This window comes from Arthrobacter sp. AFG20 (assembly GCF_002892795.1).
Lineage (GTDB): Bacteria > Actinomycetota > Actinomycetes > Actinomycetales > Micrococcaceae > Arthrobacter.
The window spans coordinates 326,371-349,253 of the sequence record NZ_PJMC01000005.1 but is presented as its reverse complement, the minus strand read 5'-3'; the positions used below and the strand labels follow the sequence as shown (position 1 = coordinate 349,253).

General features: G+C 67.1%; 22 protein-coding genes and 1 riboswitch. Of the genes, 3 read left to right on the top strand and 19 right to left on the bottom strand.

What is annotated here, in order from left to right:
* Window positions 1–25: 25 nt before the first annotated feature.
* The 8 genes from rplS to CXZ05_RS08575 form a co-directional block, all read right to left on the bottom strand.
* Window positions 26–385 carry a 50S ribosomal protein L19 gene (gene rplS / locus CXZ05_RS08610; RefSeq protein WP_102972169.1) on the bottom strand — a complete coding sequence of 120 codons (360 nt, stop codon included), beginning with the start codon at window positions 383–385 and terminating at the stop codon, window positions 26–28.
* A 258-nt stretch (window positions 386–643) separates the two neighbouring features.
* Window positions 644–1,438, bottom strand: a complete 795-nt coding sequence (gene trmD, locus CXZ05_RS08605; protein ID WP_102972168.1) for a tRNA (guanosine(37)-N1)-methyltransferase TrmD — start codon at window positions 1,436–1,438, stop codon at window positions 644–646.
* Complete coding sequence (gene rimM / locus CXZ05_RS08600) at window positions 1,439–2,032, bottom strand: ribosome maturation factor RimM (protein WP_102972167.1); 594 nt, start codon at window positions 2,030–2,032, stop codon at window positions 1,439–1,441.
* A 137-nt stretch (window positions 2,033–2,169) separates the two neighbouring features.
* Window positions 2,170–2,412, bottom strand: coding sequence for an RNA-binding protein (locus CXZ05_RS08595; protein WP_076802241.1), 243 nt, complete (start codon window positions 2,410–2,412; stop codon window positions 2,170–2,172).
* Window position 2,413: 1 nt separating this feature from the next.
* Window positions 2,414–2,827: a 30S ribosomal protein S16 gene (rpsP, locus tag CXZ05_RS08590; protein WP_102972220.1), complete on the bottom strand. Its 414-nt coding sequence runs from the start codon at window positions 2,825–2,827 to the stop codon at window positions 2,414–2,416.
* A 194-nt stretch (window positions 2,828–3,021) separates the two neighbouring features.
* Window positions 3,022–3,456 carry a hypothetical protein gene (locus CXZ05_RS08585; protein WP_102972166.1) on the bottom strand — a complete coding sequence of 145 codons (435 nt, stop codon included), beginning with the start codon at window positions 3,454–3,456 and terminating at the stop codon, window positions 3,022–3,024.
* 97 nt (window positions 3,457–3,553) lie between these two features.
* The gene (locus CXZ05_RS08580; protein ID WP_102972165.1) at window positions 3,554–4,429 is read right to left on the bottom strand and encodes a VOC family protein; all 876 of its coding nucleotides are present in this window, start codon (window positions 4,427–4,429) and stop codon (window positions 3,554–3,556) included.
* Between the two features lie 78 nt (window positions 4,430–4,507).
* On the bottom strand, window positions 4,508–5,590 hold the full coding sequence (locus tag CXZ05_RS08575; protein ID WP_102972164.1) for an amidohydrolase family protein: 1,083 nt from the start codon (window positions 5,588–5,590) through the stop codon (window positions 4,508–4,510).
* 35 nt (window positions 5,591–5,625) lie between these two features.
* Window positions 5,626–5,733, top strand: a riboswitch (TPP riboswitch).
* On the opposite strand from CXZ05_RS08575, the gene thiC reads away from it, so the two are divergent.
* Window positions 5,729–7,528 (top strand): phosphomethylpyrimidine synthase ThiC, encoded by a 1,800-nt coding sequence (thiC, locus tag CXZ05_RS08570; protein WP_102972163.1) that lies wholly within the window; start codon window positions 5,729–5,731, stop codon window positions 7,526–7,528. It overlaps the preceding riboswitch by 5 nt.
* An 80-nt stretch (window positions 7,529–7,608) precedes the next feature.
* Here thiC and CXZ05_RS08565 read toward each other — a convergent pair whose 3' ends face one another.
* Complete coding sequence (locus tag CXZ05_RS08565) at window positions 7,609–8,343, bottom strand: alpha/beta fold hydrolase (RefSeq protein WP_102972162.1); 735 nt, start codon at window positions 8,341–8,343, stop codon at window positions 7,609–7,611.
* 56 nt (window positions 8,344–8,399) lie between these two features.
* The gene (gene ffh / locus CXZ05_RS08560) at window positions 8,400–9,983 is read right to left on the bottom strand and encodes a signal recognition particle protein (protein ID WP_102972161.1); all 1,584 of its coding nucleotides are present in this window, start codon (window positions 9,981–9,983) and stop codon (window positions 8,400–8,402) included.
* A gap of 84 nt (window positions 9,984–10,067) precedes the next feature.
* Between ffh and CXZ05_RS08555 the strand changes: the two genes are divergently transcribed.
* Complete coding sequence (locus tag CXZ05_RS08555) at window positions 10,068–11,456, top strand: glucose-6-phosphate dehydrogenase (RefSeq protein WP_102972160.1); 1,389 nt, start codon at window positions 10,068–10,070, stop codon at window positions 11,454–11,456.
* Window positions 11,457–11,523: 67 nt separating this feature from the next.
* Here CXZ05_RS08555 and CXZ05_RS08550 read toward each other — a convergent pair whose 3' ends face one another.
* A complete protein-coding gene (locus CXZ05_RS08550) occupies window positions 11,524–11,862 on the bottom strand; it encodes a P-II family nitrogen regulator (protein ID WP_003806050.1) in 339 nt (112 codons plus the stop codon).
* Window positions 11,859–13,217: an ammonium transporter gene (locus CXZ05_RS08545; protein WP_102972159.1), complete on the bottom strand. Its 1,359-nt coding sequence runs from the start codon at window positions 13,215–13,217 to the stop codon at window positions 11,859–11,861. The genes CXZ05_RS08550 and CXZ05_RS08545 overlap by 4 nt, the downstream gene beginning before the upstream one ends.
* A 227-nt stretch (window positions 13,218–13,444) precedes the next feature.
* Between CXZ05_RS08545 and CXZ05_RS08540 the strand changes: the two genes are divergently transcribed.
* On the top strand, window positions 13,445–14,686 hold the full coding sequence (locus tag CXZ05_RS08540; RefSeq protein ID WP_102972158.1) for an MFS transporter: 1,242 nt from the start codon (window positions 13,445–13,447) through the stop codon (window positions 14,684–14,686).
* Here the strand turns inward: CXZ05_RS08540 and ftsY are convergent.
* The 7 genes from ftsY to coaD all read right to left on the bottom strand — a co-directional run bounded on the left by ftsY (window position 14,683) and on the right by coaD (window position 22,821).
* A complete protein-coding gene (gene ftsY / locus CXZ05_RS08535) occupies window positions 14,683–15,891 on the bottom strand; it encodes a signal recognition particle-docking protein FtsY (RefSeq protein ID WP_102972157.1) in 1,209 nt (402 codons plus the stop codon). The genes CXZ05_RS08540 and ftsY overlap by 4 nt on opposite strands.
* 29 nt (window positions 15,892–15,920) lie before the next feature.
* A complete protein-coding gene (gene smc / locus CXZ05_RS08530) occupies window positions 15,921–19,529 on the bottom strand; it encodes a chromosome segregation protein SMC (protein ID WP_180987324.1) in 3,609 nt (1,202 codons plus the stop codon).
* A 121-nt stretch (window positions 19,530–19,650) separates the two neighbouring features.
* Window positions 19,651–20,622 carry a bifunctional DNA-formamidopyrimidine glycosylase/DNA-(apurinic or apyrimidinic site) lyase gene (gene mutM, locus CXZ05_RS08525; protein WP_102972156.1) on the bottom strand — a complete coding sequence of 324 codons (972 nt, stop codon included), beginning with the start codon at window positions 20,620–20,622 and terminating at the stop codon, window positions 19,651–19,653.
* Window positions 20,623–20,628: 6 nt separating this feature from the next.
* Complete coding sequence (gene rnc, locus CXZ05_RS08520) at window positions 20,629–21,384, bottom strand: ribonuclease III (protein ID WP_102972155.1); 756 nt, start codon at window positions 21,382–21,384, stop codon at window positions 20,629–20,631.
* A 21-nt stretch (window positions 21,385–21,405) separates the two neighbouring features.
* Entirely contained in the window at window positions 21,406–21,609 is a 204-nt protein-coding gene (rpmF, locus tag CXZ05_RS08515; RefSeq protein ID WP_009356569.1) for a 50S ribosomal protein L32, read from the bottom strand.
* Window positions 21,610–21,645: 36 nt separating this feature from the next.
* The gene (locus CXZ05_RS08510; protein ID WP_102972154.1) at window positions 21,646–22,170 is read right to left on the bottom strand and encodes a DUF177 domain-containing protein; all 525 of its coding nucleotides are present in this window, start codon (window positions 22,168–22,170) and stop codon (window positions 21,646–21,648) included.
* Between the two features lie 171 nt (window positions 22,171–22,341).
* Window positions 22,342–22,821 (bottom strand): pantetheine-phosphate adenylyltransferase, encoded by a 480-nt coding sequence (coaD, locus tag CXZ05_RS08505; protein WP_102972153.1) that lies wholly within the window; start codon window positions 22,819–22,821, stop codon window positions 22,342–22,344.
* Window positions 22,822–22,883: the final 62 nt, after the last annotated feature.

Below are 22,883 nucleotides of genomic sequence, written 5' to 3'. Positions count from 1 at the left end.
GACCCGCCGTGAAAGTCCGACGGACTTACTTGGCGGTGTTGAAGTCGCGCTTTTCCTTGATCTTCGCAGCCTTACCGCGCAGTGCACGCATGTAGTAAAGCTTGGCGCGGCGGACGTCACCCTTGGTGACAACCTCGATCTTTTCGATGATCGGGGAGTGCACCGGGAAGGTACGCTCAACGCCGACACCGAAGGAAACCTTGCGGACGGTGAAGGTCTCGCGGATGCCGTCGCCCTGGCGGCCCAGGACGAAGCCCTGGAATACCTGGACACGGGAGTTCTTGCCTTCGATGATGTTCACGTGAACCTTGAGGGTGTCACCCGCGCGGAACTCGGGAACGTCAGTGCGCAGCGAGGCTGCATCTACGGAATCGAGGATATGCATTGATCCACTCCTGGTGAACGCCACAGGTCATCCACTTTGGGTCACGGCGGCCAAGCCCGGATATTTCCGGAAATCGCTGCCGAAGTGTTGAGGTCCGGTCCCGCCACCCTTTGGCGGTACCGGGGTGTCTTGCTGTTGGTTACGCTCCCCCTGTGGCAGGCGCGGACCCAGCAGACACAAGGACTAATTTTGCCACACATGGCACGAATTGGTTAATTTTGGAACGTTCCGTGCCATATGGGACACCGGTAGAACCGGTCAGGCTTCCGGCCGGGGCTTTAGGTGACCGTCGACGACGTCGTACCCCAGGTCCGCGAGGGCGGTCCGGTCTGCGCGGGGCAGGGTCCCGGCGTCGAACATCTGCAGCAGGTCAGGACGGCGTTCGGCCGTCCTGCGGTACTGCTCGTGCCGGCGCCACTGGGCGATCTTGCCGTGGTTGCCGCTGAGCAGGACGGCCGGGACCTCCCGGTCGCGCCAGACCGAGGGCTTGGTGTAGACCGGGTACTCAAGCAGGCCGTCCGAATGCGATTCCTCGACGAGCGACTCGGGGTTTCCCACCACGCCGGGGAGCAGTCGGCCAATGGCTTCCACCATGGCCAGCACAGCCACTTCGCCGCCGTTGAGGACGTAGTCGCCGAGGCTGACAGGCCGGACGGTGAAGTGCTCCTCGGCCCATTCGATGACGCGCTCGTCAATGCCCTCGTACCGTCCGCAGGCGAACACGAGTTGCTCCTCCTCGGCAAGCTCGTAGGCCAGCGCCTGGTTGAAGCGCTCCCCCGCCGGCGACGGGACGATCAGGACGGGCTTGGCTGCACCGGCCGGCCGGACAGCGGCCACGGATTCGAGCGCCTGGGCCCACGGCTCGGCCTTCATCACCATGCCGGCCCCGCCGCCGTACGGGGTGTCATCCACGGTGCGGTGGCGGTCGGTGGTGAAGGTGCGGAGGTCGTGCACGTTCAGGTCCAGCAGCCCGTCCTGGCGGGCCTTGCCGATGAGCGACAGTTCCAGGGGTGCCAGGTACTCGGGAAAGATACTGACGACGTCGATTCTCATCTACGCTTTGGCCTCCGGCTCAGCCTCTTCCCCGGCGGAGTCCTCGGCAACGTCCGAGCCCCTGGTCTCCGGGTCCTCCGCGCTCTCCTCGTTGACCTCGAACAGGCCCGCCGGCGGAGTGAGCAGGACGTAGCCCTCCTCGACGTTCACCTCGGGGACGATCTGTTCCACGAACGGAATGAGGATTTCCTTGCCGTCGGTCGTTTCGACAACGAGCAGGTCCTGCACCGGCATGGTGTTCAGGGCGGTGATTTTGCCCACCGCCTGGGAGCCGACGCGGGCCTCGAGGCCCACGAGCTCGTGTTCGTACCAGCCCTCGTCGTCGTCCTCGTCGAGCTCTTCGGTCTCGATGAACAGCTTGGCGCCGCGCACGGACTCGGCGCCGTTCCGGTCGGCCACCTCGTCAAAACCGAGCAGGAGGATGTCCTTGTTCCAGCGGGCACTGCGCAGGGTGAGCGGCCCGGCTGAGGCGGGTTCCACCACAAACTCGGTGCCGGGGACGAACCGGTCCTCGGGCGCGTCGGTGAGCACCTGGACGGTCACTTCGCCGCGGATTCCGTGGGGTTTGCCGATACGGGCCACCTGAAGCTGCATGTGTTCCTCTGTTTTGGGCTGCGTGTTGATGTACGACTTTTGCGGGCGTGCTGAAGACTTTCAGGGCCCAAAGCAGTCCGGCCCCTCCACCGTTACTGGTGGAGGGGCCGGACGTTAAGGCAAGTGTTGCAGGCGCGTTACCGGCGGCGGTCGGTGTCGACGACGTCGACCCTGACCTGCTCGCCATCTGCCAGCGCCGCCACGACCGTGCGCAGCGCACGCGCGGTGCGGCCCTGGCGTCCGATTACCCGTCCCAGGTCTTCCTGGTGAACGCGCACCTCGAGGGTATCCCCGCGGCGGTTGTTCTTGGCACTGACTTTGACATCCTCAGGGGAGTCAACAATGCCGCGGACAAGGTGTTCGAGCGCTTCTGCCAGCAACTTACTCAGCCTCGGTGGTCTCTGCTTCAGCCTCGGCGGGGGCTTCCGATGCCTTGGCCTTCTTGGTGATGGCTTCCGGGATGATCACGGAACCCTTTTCCGGAGCAACGAATGCTTCCTTGTCGGCCTTGGTCTTCAGGGTGCCTTCCTGGCCCGGCAGACCCTTGAACTTCTGCCAGTCACCGGTGATCTTCAGGATCGCGGCGACCTGCTCCGACGGCTGGGCGCCGACGGACAGCCAGTACTGTGCACGCTCGGAGTTGACCTCGATGTATGAGGGCTCTTCGGTGGGGTGGTACTTGCCGATCTCTTCGATGGCACGGCCATCACGCTTGGTGCGTGAATCGGCGACAACGATGCGGTAGTACGGTGCGCGCATCTTACCGAAGCGCTTAAGGCGAATCTTTACGGCCACTTTTGTGGTCACTCCTGTTTCTGAAACGGGGTTGAACCCGCGGTCTGCACCCGTGGGGCGGGCCGTACTGGGGGGTTCGAAAAGGACAGGATCCGGACGCGGAGAGAGGGGCCACGCAGATCGAGTACCTGTTTATTGTGCCAGATCGTCCGCGTTATTTCGACCTGACGTGCGGACGGAGTCTTTTTGCGTTGCTAGGAAGACCAGACGTAAAGGCCGGTCCGGCTGCCTTCGTCCACGGTGCCGGCGAGCTTTGCCAGCTGCTGGACGTAGTTCTTGGCTTCCCCGGCACCAAAGGGCATGTCATCCTCGGCGGCCCAGCGCTCGGCCACCTCATCCAAAACGTTGCCCTCACCCTCGGATTCGTACGTGAGGAGCTCGGCCAACGCCCGGACCATCGCCGCCGGCACGCCCAGAAGCGAATCGCTTGCCACGTCCACCAGGGCCAGCTCGTAGTCCGCGCCCGCGGCGTGCACCGCGGCACCCGCGAGGTCACCGAGCTGTTCGATCTCAAAATCGCTGATGCCGGCAATCCGGATGCCGTCTCCGGCGGCGGCACCGCCCTCCAGCGCCCCTGCACGCTTGAGGGCGTCATTGTGGGTGGCGACAAACACTTCGGTGAAGCCCATGGGTGCGTCCTCATTCCGTCGGCGGTGCATGCCCCGGCAGCGGCAGTACCGGCCGGGGCTCTTCGAAATCAGCCTAACCCAACTACGTTCACGCGACTTAGCGCACGGCGACACGGAGGCGGTTGCGCCACGGATCCTCAAACCGGAGCTCGGCGCCGGTGTGGTGCGATTCGACTCCGGCGACCCTGAGGCGGTCGGCGAGGGCGCCGACGTCGTCACCGGACGGCACCTCGATGAGCACCTCGCCCAGGCCGAGCGTGTCCCGGCGCGGGCCGGCGCCCCGGCTGTTCCAGACGTTCATGGCCATGTGGTGGTGGTAGCCGCCGGCCGACACAAAGAGGGCCTGGCCGTGCCAGCCCGCCGTTTTTTCGAATCCGAGGGTGCCGACGTAGAAGTCGTGGGCCGACTGGACGTCGCCCACCTGCAGGTGGACGTGCCCCACCTCCGCATCGGTGCCGCGCTGGCCTTCCACGGACTGCTGCGTGAGGTGGTCCTGCAGGTACTTCTGCGGTGGCAGCGCCAGGCTGTCCATGACCACGTTCTTGCCGTCCCAGGACCATGCCTCACGCGGGCGGTCCCAGTAGAGTTCGATTCCGTTGCCTTCCGGATCGGTGAAATAGAACGCCTCGCTCACCAGATGGTCGGCGCTGCCCACGAAGGACTGCGGCTCATACTGGGCCGCGCTGGCAATGGTGGCGGCCAGCGAGGACTGGTCCGCCAACAGAAGCGCCGTGTGGAAGAGGCCGGCCTCGCCGCGGCCGGGAATGTTGAGGCCCGGAGCGGGAGCGAGGTGCACCAGCGGCGTCTTGAGCCGGCCGAGGTAGAGGCCGCCGTCCTGCTCGGCGACGACGTCGAGGCCGAGGGCGCGCTGGTAGTAGTCGGTCATGAGCTTCATGTCGCCCACCTTGAGCATGACGGTGCCCATGGTGAGGTCGGCAGGAAGCAAGTCCTGGCTGCTGTCCGCTGCTGTCATTGAATACTCCCGGATGTCCGGGCCACCGGATTTCGGCGGCCTCTACATCTCTAAATTACTTGAAGCTTCAATTTATTCCTAATGCACGATCTTTCCCCGGAGCACCACATTCGCGAGGGCCCGGATGGTCTCCGGCTCGGTGCGTGGGTCCTCCCGGCACACGACCATGTCGGCGTCCGCGCCTTCCGCCAGGCCCTCGGCACCCAGCCAGCGGCGCGCACGCCAGCAGGCTGCGTCCAGCGCCGCACGTGCCGGGAGCCCGGCAGCGTGGAGTTCGAGGATTTCGTCCGCGATTCGGCCGTGGCGGATCACGCTGCCGGCATCCGTTCCCGCATAGATTTCGACGCCGGCCTCGTAGGCTTCCAGGACACGCTCGCGACGGCGGGCCCACAGCGCGCGCATGTGCTGCGCGTACCGCGGGAACTTCTGCTCGGCCTGGCCGGCGATGTCGGGGAAGGTGGCGATGTTGATGAGTGTCGGCACGATCGGCACCTGCTGCTCGACAAACCGCGGAATGTGCCGGGGCAGCAGGCCCGTGGCGTGCTCGATGCAGTCGATGCCGGCGTCCAGCATGTCGTCCAGGGTGTCCTCGCCGAAGCAGTGCGCGGTGACCCTTGCCCCTTCGTCGTGGGCGGCCCGGACGGCCTCCCGTACGGCCGTGGCAGGGAACGACGGCGCAAGGTCGCCGGTGGTCCGGTCGATCCAGTCCCCCACCAGCTTGACCCAGCCGTCCCCTTCCCGCGCCTGCTTGCGCACCGCCTCCACGAGGCCGTCCGGCTCGACTTCCACTGCAAAGTTCCTCAGGTATCGGCGGGACCGGGCCACATGCCGGCCGGCCCTGATGATCCGCGGCGTGTCGGCCCGCTGCTGGAGCCACCGGGTGTCGCTGGCCGCTCCGGCGTCCCGGACCAGCAGCGTGCCGGCGTTGCGGTCCGTTATGGCCTGGTCATACGCCACGTCATCGTCCACGGCACCGCCCGGGCCCAGCCCGACGTGGCAGTGGGCATCGACGAAGCCGGGCAGGACCCAGCCGTCCAGGACGGCGTCCGGCCGCTGGCCAGGGGAACTGAACGTCAGCTTCCCGTCCACCGCCCAGAGCCCGCGGCGTTCCTCATCCGCCGCGGTGAGCACAGGTCCGCTGAATTCGATGATGTACGCCATGACACCAGCCTAAGCCGCGGCTGTGGTAGCTTCGTCTACGACCACACGGGTGCCCCTGCAGGGGCTGAGATCAGGCTGGTGCAGCCTGCGACCGTTGAACCTGTCCGGGTAATGCCGGCGAAGGAAGTGAGCAGTAAATTGAGCATCCAGAAATCACAGCAGAGCCCTGCCCAAAACGGTTCCGCTACCGTGACGCAGTCGCTGAAATCCCATTCGCTGGCCTATCTGGAAGGGGACGGCCTGCGGGTTCCGGTAACGGAAATCGCCTTGGAGCCTTCACCGAACGGCGAGCAGAACACTCCGCTGCGGGTTTACCGCACGGCGGGTCCCGGGAGCGACCCGGTGGTGGGCCTCGCGCCGTTCCGCTCGGAATGGATTGCGGCACGGGCAGACACGGAAACGTACGACGGACGTGAACGGAACCTGCTCGACGACGGCAAGTCAGCCGTGCGCCGCGGCGCGGCTTCCGCCGAATGGAAGGGCGCCAGGCCGGTGCCCCGCCGTGCCGTGGAAGGCAAGACCGTGACGCAGATGCACTATGCCCGGCAGGGCATCGTCACCCCCGAGATGCGCTTCGTGGCCCTCCGCGAAAACTGCGATGTGGAACTGGTCCGCAGCGAACTCGCTGCCGGACGGGCCATCATCCCCACCAACATCAACCACCCGGAATCCGAGCCGATGATCATTGGCAAGGCGTTCCTTGTGAAGATCAACGCCAACATCGGCAACTCGGCGGTCACCAGCTCCATCGCGGAGGAGGTGGACAAGCTGCAGTGGGCCACCCAGTGGGGCGCGGATACGGTCATGGACCTGTCCACGGGCGACGACATCCACACCACCCGTGAGTGGCTCATTCGCAACTCCCCCGTCCCCATCGGCACGGTCCCGATCTACCAGGCCCTGGAAAAGGTCAACGGCGAAGCGAACGCCTTGACCTGGGAAATCTTCCGTGACACCGTCATCGAGCAGTGCGAACAGGGTGTGGACTACATGACCATCCACGCCGGCGTGCTCCTGCGGTACGTTCCGCTCACGGCGAACCGCGTCACCGGCATCGTCTCCCGCGGCGGATCGATCATGGCCGGCTGGTGCCTGGCCCACCACCAGGAAAACTTCCTGTACACCCACTTCGACGAGCTGTGCGAGATCTTCGCGAGGTACGACGTCGCCTTCTCACTGGGCGACGGCCTCCGGCCGGGCGCGACGGCGGACGCCAACGACGCCGCGCAGTTCGCCGAACTGGACACCTTGGCTGAGCTGACCCAGCGGGCCTGGGAGTACGACGTCCAGGTCATGGTGGAAGGGCCGGGGCACATCCCGTTCCACCTGGTGCGCGAGAACGTTGAGCGCCAGCAGGAGCTCTGCAAGGGTGCGCCCTTCTACACATTGGGCCCGCTGGTCACGGACGTGGCCCCCGGCTACGACCACATCACCTCGGCCATCGGCGCGACCGAAATCGCCCGGTACGGCACGGCCATGCTGTGCTACGTCACGCCCAAGGAGCACCTGGGCCTGCCAAACAAGGACGATGTGAAGACCGGCGTCATCACCTACAAGATCGCCGCCCACGCGGCCGACCTTGCCAAGGGGCACCCCGGCGCGAACGAGCGGGACGATGCACTGTCCAAGGCCCGCTTCGAGTTCCGGTGGCGCGACCAGTTCGCGCTGTCCCTCGACCCGGTGACGGCCGAGTCCTTCCACGACGAGACGCTGCCCGCGGAGCCTGCCAAGACGGCGCACTTCTGTTCGATGTGCGGCCCCAAGTTCTGTTCCATGCGGATCAGCCAGGACATCCGGAACGAGTACGGCTCAGCCGAAGCGCAGGCCGCCCTCGCGGAAATGGCGGAGGGCATGCGCGAGAAGAGCCAGGAGTTCCTGGCTGCAGGCGGAAAGGTGTACCTGCCGGAGCTCCGGCTTCCGGAGTCGGCCCGCAACTGAGCGGCGTTCATGTCCACGTCCGGCTGGCATTGGGGGCCAGCCGGACGTGGGCGCGGAACGTTGCTCAGGAGGCCGTGTCTTTAGGAGGCACAGGGCTGCTGCCGGCGGCTGACCTCGGCGATGAACGACCTGATGTAGCGGTCACCCTCAGGTGAGTCGTGGGGCCGGTGCCCTCCCGCAGCGATGCGGTGCAGGGCGCCGGTCTCGCGCAGGTATCCCGCGATCTCCTCGTACAGCGGCTCCCAGCCGCCGGTGAGGACCAGGGTGGGAACACCCGGCACGATCTGCAGCGGCGCCTGCCACGGCGGCGCCTGCAGCCGCAGTCTCCTGGCCGCTCGCTTCGCCTCGGGGGTACTGGGCTCCGGTGTGTCCGCGGCAAAGGCGCGGCGCAGGAACTCGCGCTCGTAGTCGTCGTCGCCAAGCTGGTGCCGGACCTCGAACAGCGGCTCCATCAGTGCACGGTGCGCGGCGGTGGCCGGCAATTCAGCGGTGAGCGACAGGCAAGCCGGCTCCACGAGCGTCAGTGAGAAGACCAGATCAGGGCGTTCGACGGCGGCCATCATCGCTGCGATAGCCCCTTGCGAATGCGCCACGACGTGGCCCCCGGCCGCCCCGCGGCCGTCGTCGGCCAGGGACCGCAGCACAATTCGCGCATCCTCGGCGAAGTCGGACTCCAGCGGCTCTGCCTCGGCGTCAAAGCCGTGGCGCCGCAGAAACAGGGCGTCATACTGCAGGGCCATGCCGTGCTGGCGCGGCCACGCAGCGGAGCCGAAGTTACCGGCACCGTGGACGAACACTACCCGCTGCTTATACATGACCCAACCTTATGGCAGCGGTCTGACATCGGCGCCTGCCGACATGACCGTGCTCCCTACTTGCCGCCCATGAACTTGTCGAAGCCCTTGGGGAGGTTCAGCTGGGACGGATCAAAGTCACCCGGCTGCTGGCCGAAGGCGGCTCCGGTGGGCACCGCCTTGGCACCGGCCGCCCGCCTGGCCTCGGCTTCGCGAAGCTCCTGCGCCGCCTTGGCAGGATTGCCGGAACGGGCCTTCTTCTTGGGCGCGTTCTTGCCGCCGCCCTTGCGGGCGCCGCCTGCCCCCATCCCGGGCATCCCGGGCATCCCCGGCATGCCGCCGCCCTGGGCCATCTTCTTCATCATCTTCTGGGCCTGGGCGAAGCGCTCCAGCAGCCCGTTGACCTCGGATACATGCACGCCGGAGCCCCGGGCGATGCGGGCCCTGCGGGAGCCGTTGATGATCTTGGGAGCCACACGCTCATGCGGGGTCATCGAGCGGACAATGGCCTCCACCCGGTCGATTTCGCGCTCGTCGAACTGCTCCAACTGCTGCCGGATGTTCTGCGCACCGGGCATCATCATGAGCATCTTCTTCATGGAGCCCATTTTGCGGATCTGCTGCATCTGGGCGAGGAAGTCGTCGAGGGTGAAGTCCTCCTGGTCGGCGAACTTCTTCGCCATCCGGGCGGCTTCGTCCTTGTCCCAGGACTTTTCAGCCTGCTCAATGAGGGACAGGACGTCACCCATGTCCAGGATGCGCGAGGCCATCCGGTCCGGGTGGAACAGTTCGAAGTCGTCCAGGCTTTCACCTGTCGAGGCGAACATCACGGGCTTGCCGGTGACCGACGAAACGGACAGCGCGGCACCGCCGCGCGCGTCGCCGTCGAGCTTTGACAGCACGATGCCGGTGAAGTTTACGCCTTCGTCGAAGGCGGTCGCCGTGTTGACGGCGTCCTGGCCGATCATGGCGTCGATCACGAAGAGGACTTCGTTGGGCACAATGGCGCGACGGATCTGGCGCGCCTGCTCCATCATGTCGGCGTCGACGCCGAGACGGCCGGCGGTGTCCACGATGACGACGTCGTGCAGCTTCTGGCGCGCCTCATCGACGCCGGCCCGGGCCACGGCGACGGGGTCGCCGGCCGGGTGCGCCAGTTCGGAGGTGGCGCCCGGGTGCGGAGCGAAGACGGGAACGCCGGCGCGCTGGCCGACAACCTGCAGCTGTGTCACGGCATTGGGGCGCTGGAGGTCACAGGCGACGAGGATAGGGCTGTGGCCCTGCGCCTTCATCCACTTGGCGAGCTTTCCGGCCAGGGTGGTCTTGCCGGCGCCCTGGAGGCCGGCGAGCATGATGATAGTGGGGCCGGTCTTGGCCATCCGGATGCGACGCGTCTCGCCGCCGAGGATCTCAACGAGTTCCTCGTTGACGATCTTCACGATCTGCTGGCTGGGGTTCAGGGCCCCGGAGACCTCGGCGCCCAGCGCGCGTTCACGGACCTGCCCGGTGAACTCGCGGACCACGGGCACGGCAACATCCGCGTCCAGCAGGGCGCGCCGGATCTCGCGGACGGTGGCGTCGACATCTGCCTCGGTGAGGCGGCCCTTGCCGCGAAGGTTCTTGAAGGTTGCTGTCAACCGGTCAGAGAGTGAATTGAACACGCGCCGTGCACTTCTTTCAGTGGATGTACGAGACTCGACTATCTAGGGTATCAAGACACGCCCGCAAGGTGGCATGCTGGCAGGGTGACGAGCCAAACGACCGTAAAAACCCTGCTGATCCTCGGCGCCTCCGGCGACCTCACCGGCCGGCTCCTCCTTCCCGGCCTGGCCAGGCTGGTGGCCACAGGACGTGCCGCCGGCCTGTCGCTCGTGGGGGCCGGATCCGACCCGTGGTCGCCTGAACAGTGGCAGGAACGCGTGCACACCGCCTTTGACGCTGCCGCCGAAACGGCGACGGACGCCGGCAGGGACGCGCTGGCGGTCATGGCAAAGTCCACGGAATACCACCAAGCCGACGTCACCGCTGACGGCCCGCTCGCAGAACTCCTGGCCGGCCTCGAGGGGCCGGTTGCGGTCTACTTCGCCTTGCCGCCGCAGGTGAGCCAGAAGGCCTGCGAAATCCTGCGCCCTGAGCAGGTCCCCGCCGGCACCCGTCTGGTCATGGAGAAGCCCTTCGGCGCCGGCGAGGAGTCGGCCCGCGAGCTGAACCGGACACTCCTGTCCCTTGTTCCGGAGGACCACATCCACCGGGTGGACCATTTCCTGGGCAAGGCCACCGTCCTGAACATCCTTGGCCTGCGGTTCGCCAACAATTTCCTGGAGCCGGTCTGGAGCCGCGACCACATTGCCAAGGTAGAAATCATCTTCGATGAGGACCTGGCCCTGGAGGGCCGTGCGCGCTACTACGACGGCGCGGGCGCGCTGCGCGACATGATCCAGAGCCACCTGCTGCAGATCATGGCGCTGCTGGCCATCGAGCCGCCGGCTACCATCGGCGAGCGCGACCTCCGCGACGCCATCGCCGCCGTCCTGCGGGCCAGCAGCATCAAGCCGCCCTACACGGACAGCACCCGGCGGGGGCGCTACCTGGCGGGAAGCCTCGGCGGCAAGGACGTCCCCGATTACGCCGCGGAAGAAGGCGTGGACCCGGACCGGAACACCGAGACCCTGGCCGAGGTGCGCGTGGACATCGACAACTGGCGCTGGAAGGACGTGCCGTTCATCCTCCGTTCCGGCAAGGCCCTCGGGACCAAGCGCAAGGAGGCGGTGGTCACCTTCCGGCCGGTTCCGCACCTGCCCGCCGGATTCACAGGCAGGGACACGCCCAACACGCTCCGGATCGGTTTCGGCCCGGACACCCTGGAGCTCGACGTCGACGTCAACGGCCCCGGCGACATTTTCAGCCTGGACCGCGCAGCGCTCGTGGCCGAGCTCAACGCCTCCGAGCTGCTGCCTTACGGCGAAGTGCTGGAAGGCGTCCTGACTGGCGACCCTCTGCTGTCGGTCAGGGGCGACACCGCCGAGGAATGCTGGCGGATCGTGGAGCCGGTGCTGGCTGCCTGGGCGGCAGGCGAGGTGCCGCTGGAGGAATACCGGGCGGGCTCCGGCGGGCCCGCATCCCAGCAGGCTTAACGCGCAGAGAGGGCCGGTCACCATGTTGGTGACCGGCCCTCTCGCTGCGTTGGGCTGGTGGCCGGTGCTAGATGGCGGCTACGCCGCGTTCACCCGTCCGCACCCGCACTGCTTCGAAGACATCGACCGTCCAGACCTTGCCGTCGCCGGCCCGGCCCGTGTTGGAGCTGGCGATGATGACATCCAGGATGTCGTCAGCCTGTTCGTCCGTGGCGAGCACCTCAACGCGGATCTTGGGCAGCAGGTCCACGTTGTACTCGGCGCCGCGGTAGACCTCGGTGTAGCCGCGCTGCCGGCCGTAGCCGCTGGCCGCACTGACCGTCAGGCCCTGGACCCCGTAGGCCTCCAGGCCCTCGCGGATCGATTCGAGCTTCTCCGGACGAACGATTGCTGTGATCAGTTTCATGCCCCCACGCTTTCCTTACCTGTTGCTGCTGCTGTCTTCTTGCCGTCGCTGCCTGCAGGAACAGCGTCGGTGCCGCTGGTCTGCCCGCCGGTGATCAGCTCGTGCAGGGGCTGGAAGCTGCCGCCGTGGCCGCCGACGCCGAACTCGTAGGCGGTTTCTGCGTGCAGGCTGAGGTCCACGCCCACTGCTTCCTGCTCCTGGGAGACCCGGAAGCCCATCGTCTTGTGGATGGCCACTGCGATAATCGCGGTCAGGACAGCCGAGTAGGCGATGGCGATGCCGGCTGCCGCCAGCTGGGCCCATAGCTGGGTGAAGCCGCCGCCGTAGAAGAGGCCGCCGCCGACGCCGTCGGTGGGGAGGGCGATGAAGCCCAGGGCCACGGTGCCGATGATGCCGGAGACGAGGTGGACGCCGACGACGTCCAGCGAGTCATCGAAGCCCCAGCGGAACTTGAGGCCGACGGCGAGGGCGGAGGCCACACCGGCTACTACACCGAGTCCAAGGGCGCCGACCGGGCTGACGTTTGCACAGGCCGGGGTGATGGCGACGAGGCCGGCAACCACACCGGAGGCAGCACCCAGCGAGGTGGGGTGGCCATCACGGACGCGTTCGGTGACCAGCCAGCCGAGCATGGCTGCAGCCGGAGCAGCCAGGGTGTTGATCCAGATCAGGCCGCCCTGTTCCGCGGTGGTGGCGGCGCCGCCGTTGAAGCCAAACCAGCCGAACCACAGGATGGCCGCGCCGAGCATGACGAACGGGATGTTGTGCGGGCGGTGGTTCGGGTCCTTGCCGAAGCCCTTGCGGTTGCCGATGATGAGGACCAGGATCAGCGCGGCCACACCGGCGTTGATGTGGACGACGGTGCCGCCGGCGAAGTCGATGGCGGGGCCGAGGGCCTTGCCGATGGCGCCCTCGGGGCCGAAGAGGCCGCCGCCCCAGACCATGTAGGCGAGGGGGCAGTACACCAGGGTGACCCAGACGGGCACGAAGACGCTCCACGCGCCGAACTTGGCGCGGTCTGCGATGGCGCCGCTGATGAGGGCGACGGTGATGATCGCGAAGGTGGCCGCGTAGCCGACCTTGATGAGGCCATCAGGCGTGGTGATGCCCTCGAGACCGAAGGTTGCGAACGGGTTCCCGACAATCTGCAGGAACCCCTCGCCGGAGCTCATCGACGCGCCCCAGAGTACCCACACCACGCCGACCATGCCGATGGAGATGAAGCTCATCATCATCATGTTCAGTGCGGCCTTGGCGCGTGTCATGCCGCCGTAGAAAAATGCCAGACCCGGTGTCATGAACAGCACGAGTGCCGCCGCCACCATGAGCCATACGTGACCTGCGGTAAGTTCCATGGTGCACGTCCTCTCTTGATCGAATGCTGCGGAGTGATCCGCCTGCCCAACGCCTTTTGCGTCCTGAATCAAGTTTTGCCGCGGTGTGTTTCGCTGGCGGAGGATTTAGATTGCGGGCCTGTTACAACAACCTCCCTGACGTAAATGGTGCATATCCTGCTTGTTACGGATATGTTTCATCCGCCCCAAACACCCGTTCCGTCCGTTTCGCAAGGATTCCCCGCTTCATGACGCCACTCCCCCGTAACGCCGCGGGCAGACCGCGGTTCCCGGCGGTCCGCCGCCCCGAGGATGCTCCGCTGCCCCGTGACATCAAGGTGATGCTCGTCGCAGCCTTCCTGATTGCGCTGGGTTTTGGCCTGGTGGCACCGGTGCTGCCGCAGTTCGCCACCACGTTCGACGTCGGCGCGACCGCCGCCGCGGTCATCGTCAGTATCTTTGCGTTCATGCGGCTGCTGTTCGCACCGGCCGGTGGTGCCCTCATCGGCAGGCTCGGCGAGCGGCCCGTGTACGTGGCCGGCCTGCTCATCGTGGCGGCGTCCACCGCGGCCTGTGCCTTCGCCCAGAGCTACTGGCAGCTGCTGGTGTTCCGCGGGCTGGGCGGTGCCGGTTCGGTCATGTTCACGGTGGCATCGATGGCGCTGGTCATCAGGCTGGCGCCGCCGGAGAGCCGTGGCCGGGTGTCCGGCGCCTACGCGTCGGCGTTCCTGATCGGCAATGTCTGCGGGCCGATCGTCGGCGGCCTGCTGGCCGGCCTCGGCCTGCGCATCCCGTTCCTGGCCTATGCCGGAGCGCTCGTCCTCGCGGCCCTGGTGGTGCAGACGCAGCTCAGCCATGTTCCCGGCTCGGCCCGCGGCGATGCAGCGGCTGCCCCGGCCATGAAACTCGGCGAGGCCTTCCGCGACAGCGCCTACCGGGCAGCCATGCTCTCCAGCTTTGCCAACGGCTGGGCTACTTTCGGTGTGCGCATGGCCACGGTGCCGCTGTTTGCCGTCACGGCCCTGGGCTCCGGACCGGAGGCGGCCGGCTGGGCGCTGGCAGTTTTCGCCGCCGGAAATGCGCTCGCCCTGACCGTGTCGGGCAGGCTCGCCGACAGCCTGGGGCGGAAGCCGATGATGCTGGCCGGCCTCGTGGTCACCGGCGCGGCCACCGCAGCGATCGGCCTCACCCAGGGGCTGTGGTGGTTCCTGGCCGCGTCGATGCTGGCCGGCGTGGGCGCGGGAATGCTCAACCCGGCGCAGCAGGCGGCCGTGGCCGATGTGATCGGCCGCCAGCGTTCCGGCGGACCTGTACTGGCTGCCTACCAGATGACGTCGGACATCGGTGCCATCCTCGGGCCGGTTATCGTCGGACTGCTGGCGGACCGGCTGGGTTACAGCTGGGCCTTTGCAGCGACAGGGGCCGTGCTTCTGGTCGCCGCGGCAGGCTGGCTGGCCGCGCGGGAGACAGTGCAGCGGACCGGGGTTTAGTTCAGGAGGGCGTCGACGAAAGCCTCGGTCTCGAACGGCGCGAGGTCGTCCGCGCCCTCGCCGAGGCCGATGAGCTTCACGGGCACTCCGAGGCTCTTCTGGATGGCGACGACGATGCCGCCCTTCGCGGTTCCGTCGAGTTTGGTCAGCACGATGCCGGTGATGTTGACAACCTCGGCGAAGACCCGTGCCTGGTTGAGCCCGTTCTGGCCGGTGGTGGCATCCAGAACCAGGAGGACCTCGTCCACCTCTGCCAGCTTCTCCACGACGCGCTTGACCTTGCCAAGCTCGTCCATCAGGCCGACCTTGTTCTGCAGGCGGCCGGCGGTGTCGATCATGACGACGTCGACTTCCTGGTCGATGCCGGCCTTGACGGCCTCGTACGCCACGGATGCCGGGTCCGCGCCGTCGATGTCGGATTTCACGGTGGGAACGCCAACGCGCTGTCCCCAGGTGGCCAGCTGCTCTGCCGCGGCGGCGCGGAAGGTGTCCGCCGCGCCGAGGATGACGTCCTTATCCTCCGCGACGAGCACGCGGGCCAGCTTGCCCACTGTGGTGGTCTTGCCGACGCCGTTAACGCCCACCACCATCACGACGGCCGGCCTGTCCGCGTGCCGGTCTACCCGCAGGCTCCGGTCCATGGAAGGGTCCACGATTTTGATGAGCTCTTCGCGGAGCAGCGCCTTGACGTGCTCGGGGTCGCGCGTGCCCAGGACCTTCACGCGTTCGCGGAGCGCATCCACAAGCTGCATGGTCGGTTCAGTGCCGAGGTCGGCCAGGAGCAGCGTTTCCTCCACCTCATCCCAGACGTCCTCGTCGATCTTGTCGCTGGAGAGCAGTGCCAGCAGGCCCTTGCCGAGCACGTTGTTGGACTTGACCAGGCGCTCCCGGAGGCGGTTGAGCCGCCCCTCCACGGGCAGCGGCGTCTCCACCGGGATGGTTTCCAGGCCAGCGGCGTCGTCCGGGACCTCGGTTTCCAGCCCTTCAAGGTCGACGGCGTCCAGCGCCTGACGATCAGCGGGCGCAGCCGGGCCGTCCTCGAGGAGTGTCCCTCCGCCTCCGCGCGGCTCAACGGGGTCGTTGGCGTCCCGGGTGCCGAGGTATTGTGTGCGGGATTTCCGGGCCTTCATCAGCACCGGGACCAGCCCGCCGATAACTACGAGGGCAGCAAGAATGGGCAGAAGAATGGGGATGATGTCATTCACACCCCTAGCTTCTCACAAGCCACAGGTCCCTAAACGTCCGCTCCCAGCCGCTGGCTGATGACGGTGGATACGCCGTCGCCCCGCATGGTCACACCGTAGAGCGCGTCGGCCACCTCCATGGTCCGCTTCTGGTGGGTGATCACGATCAGCTGGCTGGATTCGCGGAGTTCTTCGAAGATCGTAATAAGCCGGCCCAGGTTGGTGTCATCGAGGGCCGCTTCGACCTCGTCCATGACGTAGAACGGCGAGGGCCGGGCCTTGAAGATGGCCACGAGCAGGGCCACCGCGGTGAGCGACCTTTCGCCGCCGGAGAGCAGGGACAGCCGCTTGATTTTCTTGCCCGCGGGCCTGGCCTCGACCTCGATGCCCGTGGTGAGCATGTCCGAGGGGTCGGTCAGGACCAGCCTTCCCTCGCCGCCCGGGAAGAGCCGGCCGAAGACCCGCACGAACTGGGCCGAGGTGTCCGCGAAGGCCTCCGCGAAGACCTTCTGCACGCGGTCATCGACTTCCTTGATGATGTCCTGCAAGTCCTTGCGGCTGGCTTTGAGGTCCTGCAGTTGGGTGCTGAGGAACTGGTGGCGTTCCTCCAGCGCAGCGAACTCCTCCAGCGCCAGGGGGTTGACCTTGCCCAGCGATGACAAGTCCCGTTCCGCCTTGCGGAGCCGCTTTTCCTGGTCCTCGCGGACGAACGGCACGCCCTCCACCACCGGCTGGCCCTCAGTATCAACGGGTGCCCGCAGCGCCGCCCACTTGTCCGTGGAAGCGGCGGCGGGCAGGGGCACCGGCTGGTCCGGACCGTAGTCCGCCACGAGCTGGTCCGCCGTCAGCCCCAACTCCTCCACCGACTTCGTTTCCAGCGCCTCGATTCGGAGCCGCTGCTGGGCACGGGCCAGCTCGTCGCGGTGCACGGAGTCGGTCAGCTCCGCCAGTTCGCGGGCCAGCGCGTCGTTGGCCGTGCGGATGCTGGCCAGTTCCCGGTCCCGCTGCTCCCGGACCTGCTCGGCGAGGTCCCGCTCCCGCCCGGCCAGCTCAACGGAAACGTCGCTGAACCGGATCAGGTGCTCCGCCGCGGCCGAGACCGCCGCCGCCCGCTTGGCCTGGATCCTTCGGCGGCGGGCCCGTTCGGCGGCCTGTTCCCGCGCCCGGCGTTCCGAGGCCGCCGCGCGTTCCAGCGAGGCGGCCCGGTTGCTGATGGCCGTGAGCTGCTCCTCCCGGCTGCGCAGGGACAGCCGGGCCTCCATTTCGGCCGACCGCGCCTGGGATGCAGCCAAAGCCAGCGCGTCCCGCTGTTCCGTGGACGGTTCCTCCTCGGCGGGCGCGTCCTGGGCAGCCGCCAGCCGGGCTGCCACCGCCGTCAGCGCCTCCTGCTCGGCCACGATGTTCGCCTCCGCACGGGCCAGCGACGCGGCGAGCCGTTCGCTTTCGCCGACGGCGCTGCGCAAGACCGAGTTGAGGTGGCCCAGACGTTCGGCCACCGCTGCCAGCCGGGCATCCGATTCATGCAGGCGCTCCAGCGCGGCGTCCGCGCGTTCCTGCGCCTCGGCGCGCCGGGCCTCGGCGGCAGCAAGGGCAAAGCGGCCCTGTTCCAGCCCGGCGGTGACCGCCGCCAGGCGGGACGCTGCGTCGTCGACGGCGGCCTGCACCTCAAGCAGCGAGGGCGCCTTCGCGGAACCGCCGGTGACGGTCCAGGCGGTGAACACGTCGCCTGCCAGCGTCACGGCGGTAAGGTCGGGACGACCGGCCACCAGGTCCGCCGCCGTGTCATGATCGTCGACGACGGCGGTGGCAGCGAGCAGCGTCTGCACGGCCGCCGCCGTGGTTCCGGAGGCCGTTACCAGGTCCGCCGCCGGACGGGCCCCGGCTGGCAGGGCACCGCTTCCTGCAGCCGGTTTTCCTGCGGCAGCGGGCGCTCCTGCGGGAGGTGCCGCGGCCTCGAGCAGCAGCGTCGCGCGGCCGGCGTCGTCCTCCCTGAGGAGGCGGACCAGTTCTGCTGCCGTTCCGGCGTCCCGCACCACGATGGCATCCGAAGCGCTGCCCAGGGCTGCAGCGACGGCTGCCTCATAGCCCGGTTCAACGGTCAGTGCCCTGGCCAGCGGGCCGACGGTGCCAGCCACGCCGGCACCGAGGACATGCTCGGAGCCGTCCTTGCGGTTGAGTCCCAACTGAAGGGCCTCGTGCCGCGCCCTCAGCGCGTCCCGTTCGCGGACGGCGTCGCGCTCGGTTCCTTTCAGGGAATCGATCTCCGCGAGGATTTCGTCGAGGGCAGCGCTGGCGTCCTCGTATTCGGCATCAAGGGTTTCCTCGCCGTCCTCGACGCCCGCCACCTGCGATTCCAGCGCCGTGAACTCGGACTGGGCATGCCGCCGGCGCTCATCGCCGGCGGCCAGGGATTCGCGCAGCCTGCCGACTTCGGCCTGGGCAGATTCCACCTTTGAGCGCGCCGCCCCCACCTGGCCGGCCAGGCGCGCCAGGCCCTCACGCCGGTCTGCGGCGGCGCGCAGCGCAGCGGTGAGCCGCTTCTCCTCGGCTGCGGCGGCATCCTCGGCCGCTGACTTGGCGGCGGTGGCGGCCTCCAGCGCGGCGCGTCCAGCGAGGATGTCCTGCTCCAGATCCGCCTGCTCGCCGCGGACCCGTGCGGCCTGCCGCTCCAGCTGGTCCGGGTCCCGGCCCGGCTCCGGCGCCGGCTCTGCGGAGCCCAGCAGGCGGCAGCGTTCCTGAGCCAGGGATGCGAGGGAGCGCAGCCGCTCCCGTCCCGCGGACAGCTGGTACCACGTGTCCCGGGCGGCGTTCAGCCGGGGCGTCGCCTCCGCGGCGAGCTGCTCCAGTGACGCCTGCCGCCGGCGGCCCTCCTCAAGCTGGGATTCGACGACGCCGCGCCGCGCCTTGAGCGCCGACTCGTCGGCAATGTCCTGCGCAAGGGTGTTCTGAAGCTGGACCAGGTCATCTGCCAGCAGCCTGGCGCGGGCGTCGCGGACCTCGAACTGGACGGTTTGCGCGCGCCGCGCCACCTCTGCCTGCTTGCCCAGCGGCGTGAGCTGCCGGCGGATTTCCCCGGTCAGGTCGCTGAGCCGCTGAAGATTGGCCTGCATCGCCTCCAGCTTGCGGACGGTCTTCTCCTTGCGCCGCCGGTGTTTGAGGATGCCGGCGGCTTCTTCGATGAAGCCCCTGCGGTCCTCGGGAGTGGCGTGCAGCACCCGGTCCAGCTGCCCCTGCCCCACGATGACGTGCATCTCGCGGCCGAGTCCGGAGTCGGAGAGGAGTTCCTGAATGTCCAGGAGCCGGCACGCTGAGCCGTTGATGGCGTACTCGGAACCGCCGGTGCGGAAGAGCGTGCGCGAGATGGTGACTTCGCTGTACTCGATCGGCAGGGCACCGTCGGCGTTGTCGATGGTGAGCGAGACGTGCGCGCGGCCCAGGGGCGGGCGGCCGGACGTGCCGGCAAAGATGACGTCCTCCATCTTGCCGCCGCGGAGGGTTTTGGCGCCCTGCTCCCCCATGACCCAGGCGAGGGCGTCCACCACGTTGGACTTGCCCGAGCCATTGGGCCCGACAACTGCCGTGACGCCGGGCTCAAAGTCGAACGTCGTTGCCGACGCAAACGACTTGAAGCCCCGGACGGTCAGACTTTTGAGGTGCAAGGTATTTCAGATCTCCATAGGTGGCGGCAGCGGCTGCTTGTCCTCCACTAAATCTAGTGGCAAACGGGCCGGGATCCCCGGATTTCCGGCCTTCCGGACCCTCCGACCAGGGTGGCAATTGTCACCAGCGGCCGTTGCGCGGCCGCGGCTGGCAGACAGGGCAAGTGTACGAGGACCGGTTCATGAACGTCTCACGCTTCATGATGCTGACGATGCCGGCAGCCGCGCAGCGCCGGCATTCCTCCCCCTCCCTGCCGTAGGCGTTGAGGGACCGCTCGAAGTAACCGGACGCGCCATTGACGTTGACGTACAGGGAGTCGAAGCTGGTGCCGCCGGCGGCCAGGGCATCGGACATCACGTCGCGGGCAGCGGCGATAACGCGCTCGGCGTCGGCCCGCCGGAGGGTGTCGGTGGGCCGCGCATAGTGCAGCCTGGCCCGCCACAGGGCCTCGTCGGCGTAGATGTTGCCGATCCCGGAAACAAGCCCCTGGTCCAGCAGTGCGCGTTTTAGCCCGGTCTTCCGCTTCCGGAGACGGCGGTAGAAAGTGTCGAATGAAAAATGCGGATCCAGGGGGTCACGCGCGATGTGCGAGGCTTCCTCGGCGATGACCGGCGCCGGGTCCTCCGCGAGCCCGCCGGGCCCGCCGTCGTCCGTGGGAACGAGCGTGGTGACGAAAAGGCCGCCGAAGATCCGCTGGTCCACGAACCGCAGCTGCTCCGGCATGGTTCCCTCCGGGCTCAGCCGCAGGCGGATTTTCAGGTGTTTCTCATCCGGAACGGAGCTGTCCTGCATCAGGAGCTGCCCGCTCATGCCGAGGTGGGCCATGAGCGCGACGGCCGGCAGCCCTGAACCGCTGGCATCTGTATCAATGCGCGGCGCGCCGTCCTCCTGCAGTGGCATCCAGAGGAACTTGCCGCGGCGGACGACGTCGAGGACTGTGGCCCCTTCAAGATTCCCGACGAAATCCTCGGGTCCCAAGGCATGCCGGCGCACGGACCTCGGGTCAAGCACGCCGACGCCGGTGATGGTCCGGCCGCGCACCCAGTTGACCAGGCCGCGGCGGACCACCTCGACTTCGGGCAGTTCAGGCACGGGGGCTTAGCTGCCCGCAGCCGATTCCGACGGGGCAGCTGAGGCGTCCGCCGGCGCAGACTCCGCGCCAGAGACCTTAGCCTCCGCACCTGAGAGCTTCCGCCAGGCATCTGCCGCAGCTTCCTGCTCGGCTTCCTTCTTGGAATGGCCGGAGCCCTTTCCATAGGCGGTTCCGCCGATCTGGAGGACTGCGACGAAGGTGCGCGCGTGATCCGGGCCCGAGCCCTCGACGGCGTAGTAGATGCTGCCCAGCTGCCGTCCCGCGGCCAGCTCCTGGATGCTGGTTTTCCAGTCGGTGCCGGCGCCGAGGGCGGCGGCATCCTTCAGCAGCGGTCCGATGAGGCGCATCACCAGCTGGCGGGCGGTCTCGATGTCGTTGGACACGTAGGTGGCACCAATGAGTGCTTCCATGGTGTCGGCCAGAATCGAGGCCTTATTCTTGCCTTCGGTGAGCTTCTCCCCTTGGCCGAGGTAAATGTAATCTCCGATGCCCAGGCTGCGACCGATGCCGGCGAGGGCACGCGTGCTCACCACGGCCGACCGGCGTTTGGCCAGGTCACCCTCGGGGAGCGTCGGGTTGTCGCGGTACAGCGCATCGGTGACGGAAAAGCCCAGGATGGAGTCGCCCAGGAACTCGAGGCGCTCGTTGGTGGGTATGCCGCCGTTTTCGTAGGCGTACGAACGGTGTGTCAGAGCAAGACGAAGCGTCCCGGCGTCAATGAAGACACCGAGACGCTTCAGAAGCTCTTCAGTTGAAGACATCCTGATCAGCTTGGAGGCCGATTAGACGTCCGCGACCTTGCGGCCCTTGTACTCAAGGAACAGCGCAGTGCCAGCCGAGTCGGTGACGACCTTTGCCTGGTGCGGCAGGCTGTAGGTGACCTGGCCGTTCTCGACGGTCTTCACCAGGTGGGGGGCAGTTGCCTTCCACTGGGAACGACGGGCGCGGGTATTCGAGCGAGACATTTTCCGCTTGGGAACAGCCACGGCTAACTCATTTCTCTCTAGAAAAACACTTACAAATCAATTTTGCCGGTCAGGCTTAGCCAGATCAGCTAGGGCAGCCCAGCGAGGATCTACGACCTCGTGGTGGTGCCCCGGCTCGTCTTCCAGGCGCGCTCCGCATTCGGAACACAGACCCTGGCAGTCTTCCCGGCACACCGGCTGGAACGGCAGCGCGGTCACGACTGCGTCCCGCAACACCGGCTCAAGATCGATCAGATCGTGCTCGACTCGACGTTGCTCTTCATCGTCTTCCCCGTCGGAAAGCAGTACGCCTTCGTAGAGGAAAAGTTCTTGCACATTGACCTCAAGGTCATACGCAAGGGGATCCAGGCATCGGCCGCACTCACCTTTTACTTCGGTAAGGGCGGTTCCTGATACCAGAATTCCTTCGTGTACGGCCTCAAGCTTCAGGTCGAGCTCGATATCCGAGCCTTCCTGAACGCCAATGAGCGCCACGCCGAGATCTTTCGGCGCGGGTACATGTTCCGTCAGTGTACGCATGCTCCCCGGGCTGCGCCCGAGGTCCTTGACATCTAACATCAAGGGCGAACTTGCATCTCGCTTAATGAGAACTCCTGTTGAACATATGACCGACGTACCATCTTAGCCTGAACTCCCTGACGGACTCAAACCGGATGCCACGCCGGGGCACGCGGCCGGCGTGCACCGGAAACGTACCGGACAAGCCTACCCCCTTCAGGGCTGGCGGGCGGCCTAAGGCGCGCCGCCAGCAAGAAGCCGTTTCAGCACGGATCTGGGAACGTACTCGGACACACTCCCGCCCAGGGTTGCCACTTCCTTGATCAGGGTGGATGACAGATGAAGGTAGTGCGCCTCTGCCGGAAGGAACACGGTCTCCACTCCGCTCAGCTGGCGGTTCATCGTCGCCATGGGAAGCTCGTAGTCGAAGTCCGACGACGACCGCAGCCCCTTCACGATGGCGGACACCCCGCGCTGCCGGCAGTACTCCGCCAGGAGCCCCTCTCCGACGGGTTCCACGACGATGCCGCGCAGGGAGGCCAGGGTCTCCCTGGCCATCTCAATGCGTTCCTCGAGCGGAAACCGGTACTTCTTGGCATAGTTGGTGGACACGGCAACGATCACTTCATCAAACAGGCTCGCGGCTCGGGCGATGACCTCGAGATGTCCATTGTGGATGGGGTCGAAGGAGCCTGGGCATACGGCGCGTCTCATGCTCCGAACCTACCGTATCGCCGGGCCGGGATACCATGACTTGGGCACCGCCCGCCCCGGGG

Coding starts and splice junctions, on each gene's coding strand:
- rplS (WP_102972169.1), bottom strand. CDS start 385: ATGCATATCCTCGATTCCGTAGATGCAGCCTCGCTGCGCACTGACGTT.
- trmD (WP_102972168.1), bottom strand. CDS start 1,438: ATGAGAATCGACGTCGTCAGTATCTTTCCCGAGTACCTGGCACCCCTG.
- rimM (WP_102972167.1), bottom strand. CDS start 2,032: ATGCAGCTTCAGGTGGCCCGTATCGGCAAACCCCACGGAATCCGCGGC.
- CXZ05_RS08585 (WP_102972166.1), bottom strand. CDS start 3,456: ATGGGCTTCACCGAAGTGTTTGTCGCCACCCACAATGACGCCCTCAAG.
- CXZ05_RS08580 (WP_102972165.1), bottom strand. CDS start 4,429: ATGACAGCAGCGGACAGCAGCCAGGACTTGCTTCCTGCCGACCTCACC.
- CXZ05_RS08575 (WP_102972164.1), bottom strand. CDS start 5,590: ATGGCGTACATCATCGAATTCAGCGGACCTGTGCTCACCGCGGCGGAT.
- CXZ05_RS08565 (WP_102972162.1), bottom strand. CDS start 8,343: ATGTATAAGCAGCGGGTAGTGTTCGTCCACGGTGCCGGTAACTTCGGC.
- CXZ05_RS08550 (WP_003806050.1), bottom strand. CDS start 11,862: ATGAAACTGATCACAGCAATCGTTCGTCCGGAGAAGCTCGAATCGATC.
- CXZ05_RS08545 (WP_102972159.1), bottom strand. CDS start 13,217: ATGGAACTTACCGCAGGTCACGTATGGCTCATGGTGGCGGCGGCACTC.
- CXZ05_RS08540 (WP_102972158.1), top strand. CDS start 13,445: ATGACGCCACTCCCCCGTAACGCCGCGGGCAGACCGCGGTTCCCGGCG.
- rnc (WP_102972155.1), bottom strand. CDS start 21,384: ATGTCTTCAACTGAAGAGCTTCTGAAGCGTCTCGGTGTCTTCATTGAC.
- coaD (WP_102972153.1), bottom strand. CDS start 22,821: ATGAGACGCGCCGTATGCCCAGGCTCCTTCGACCCCATCCACAATGGA.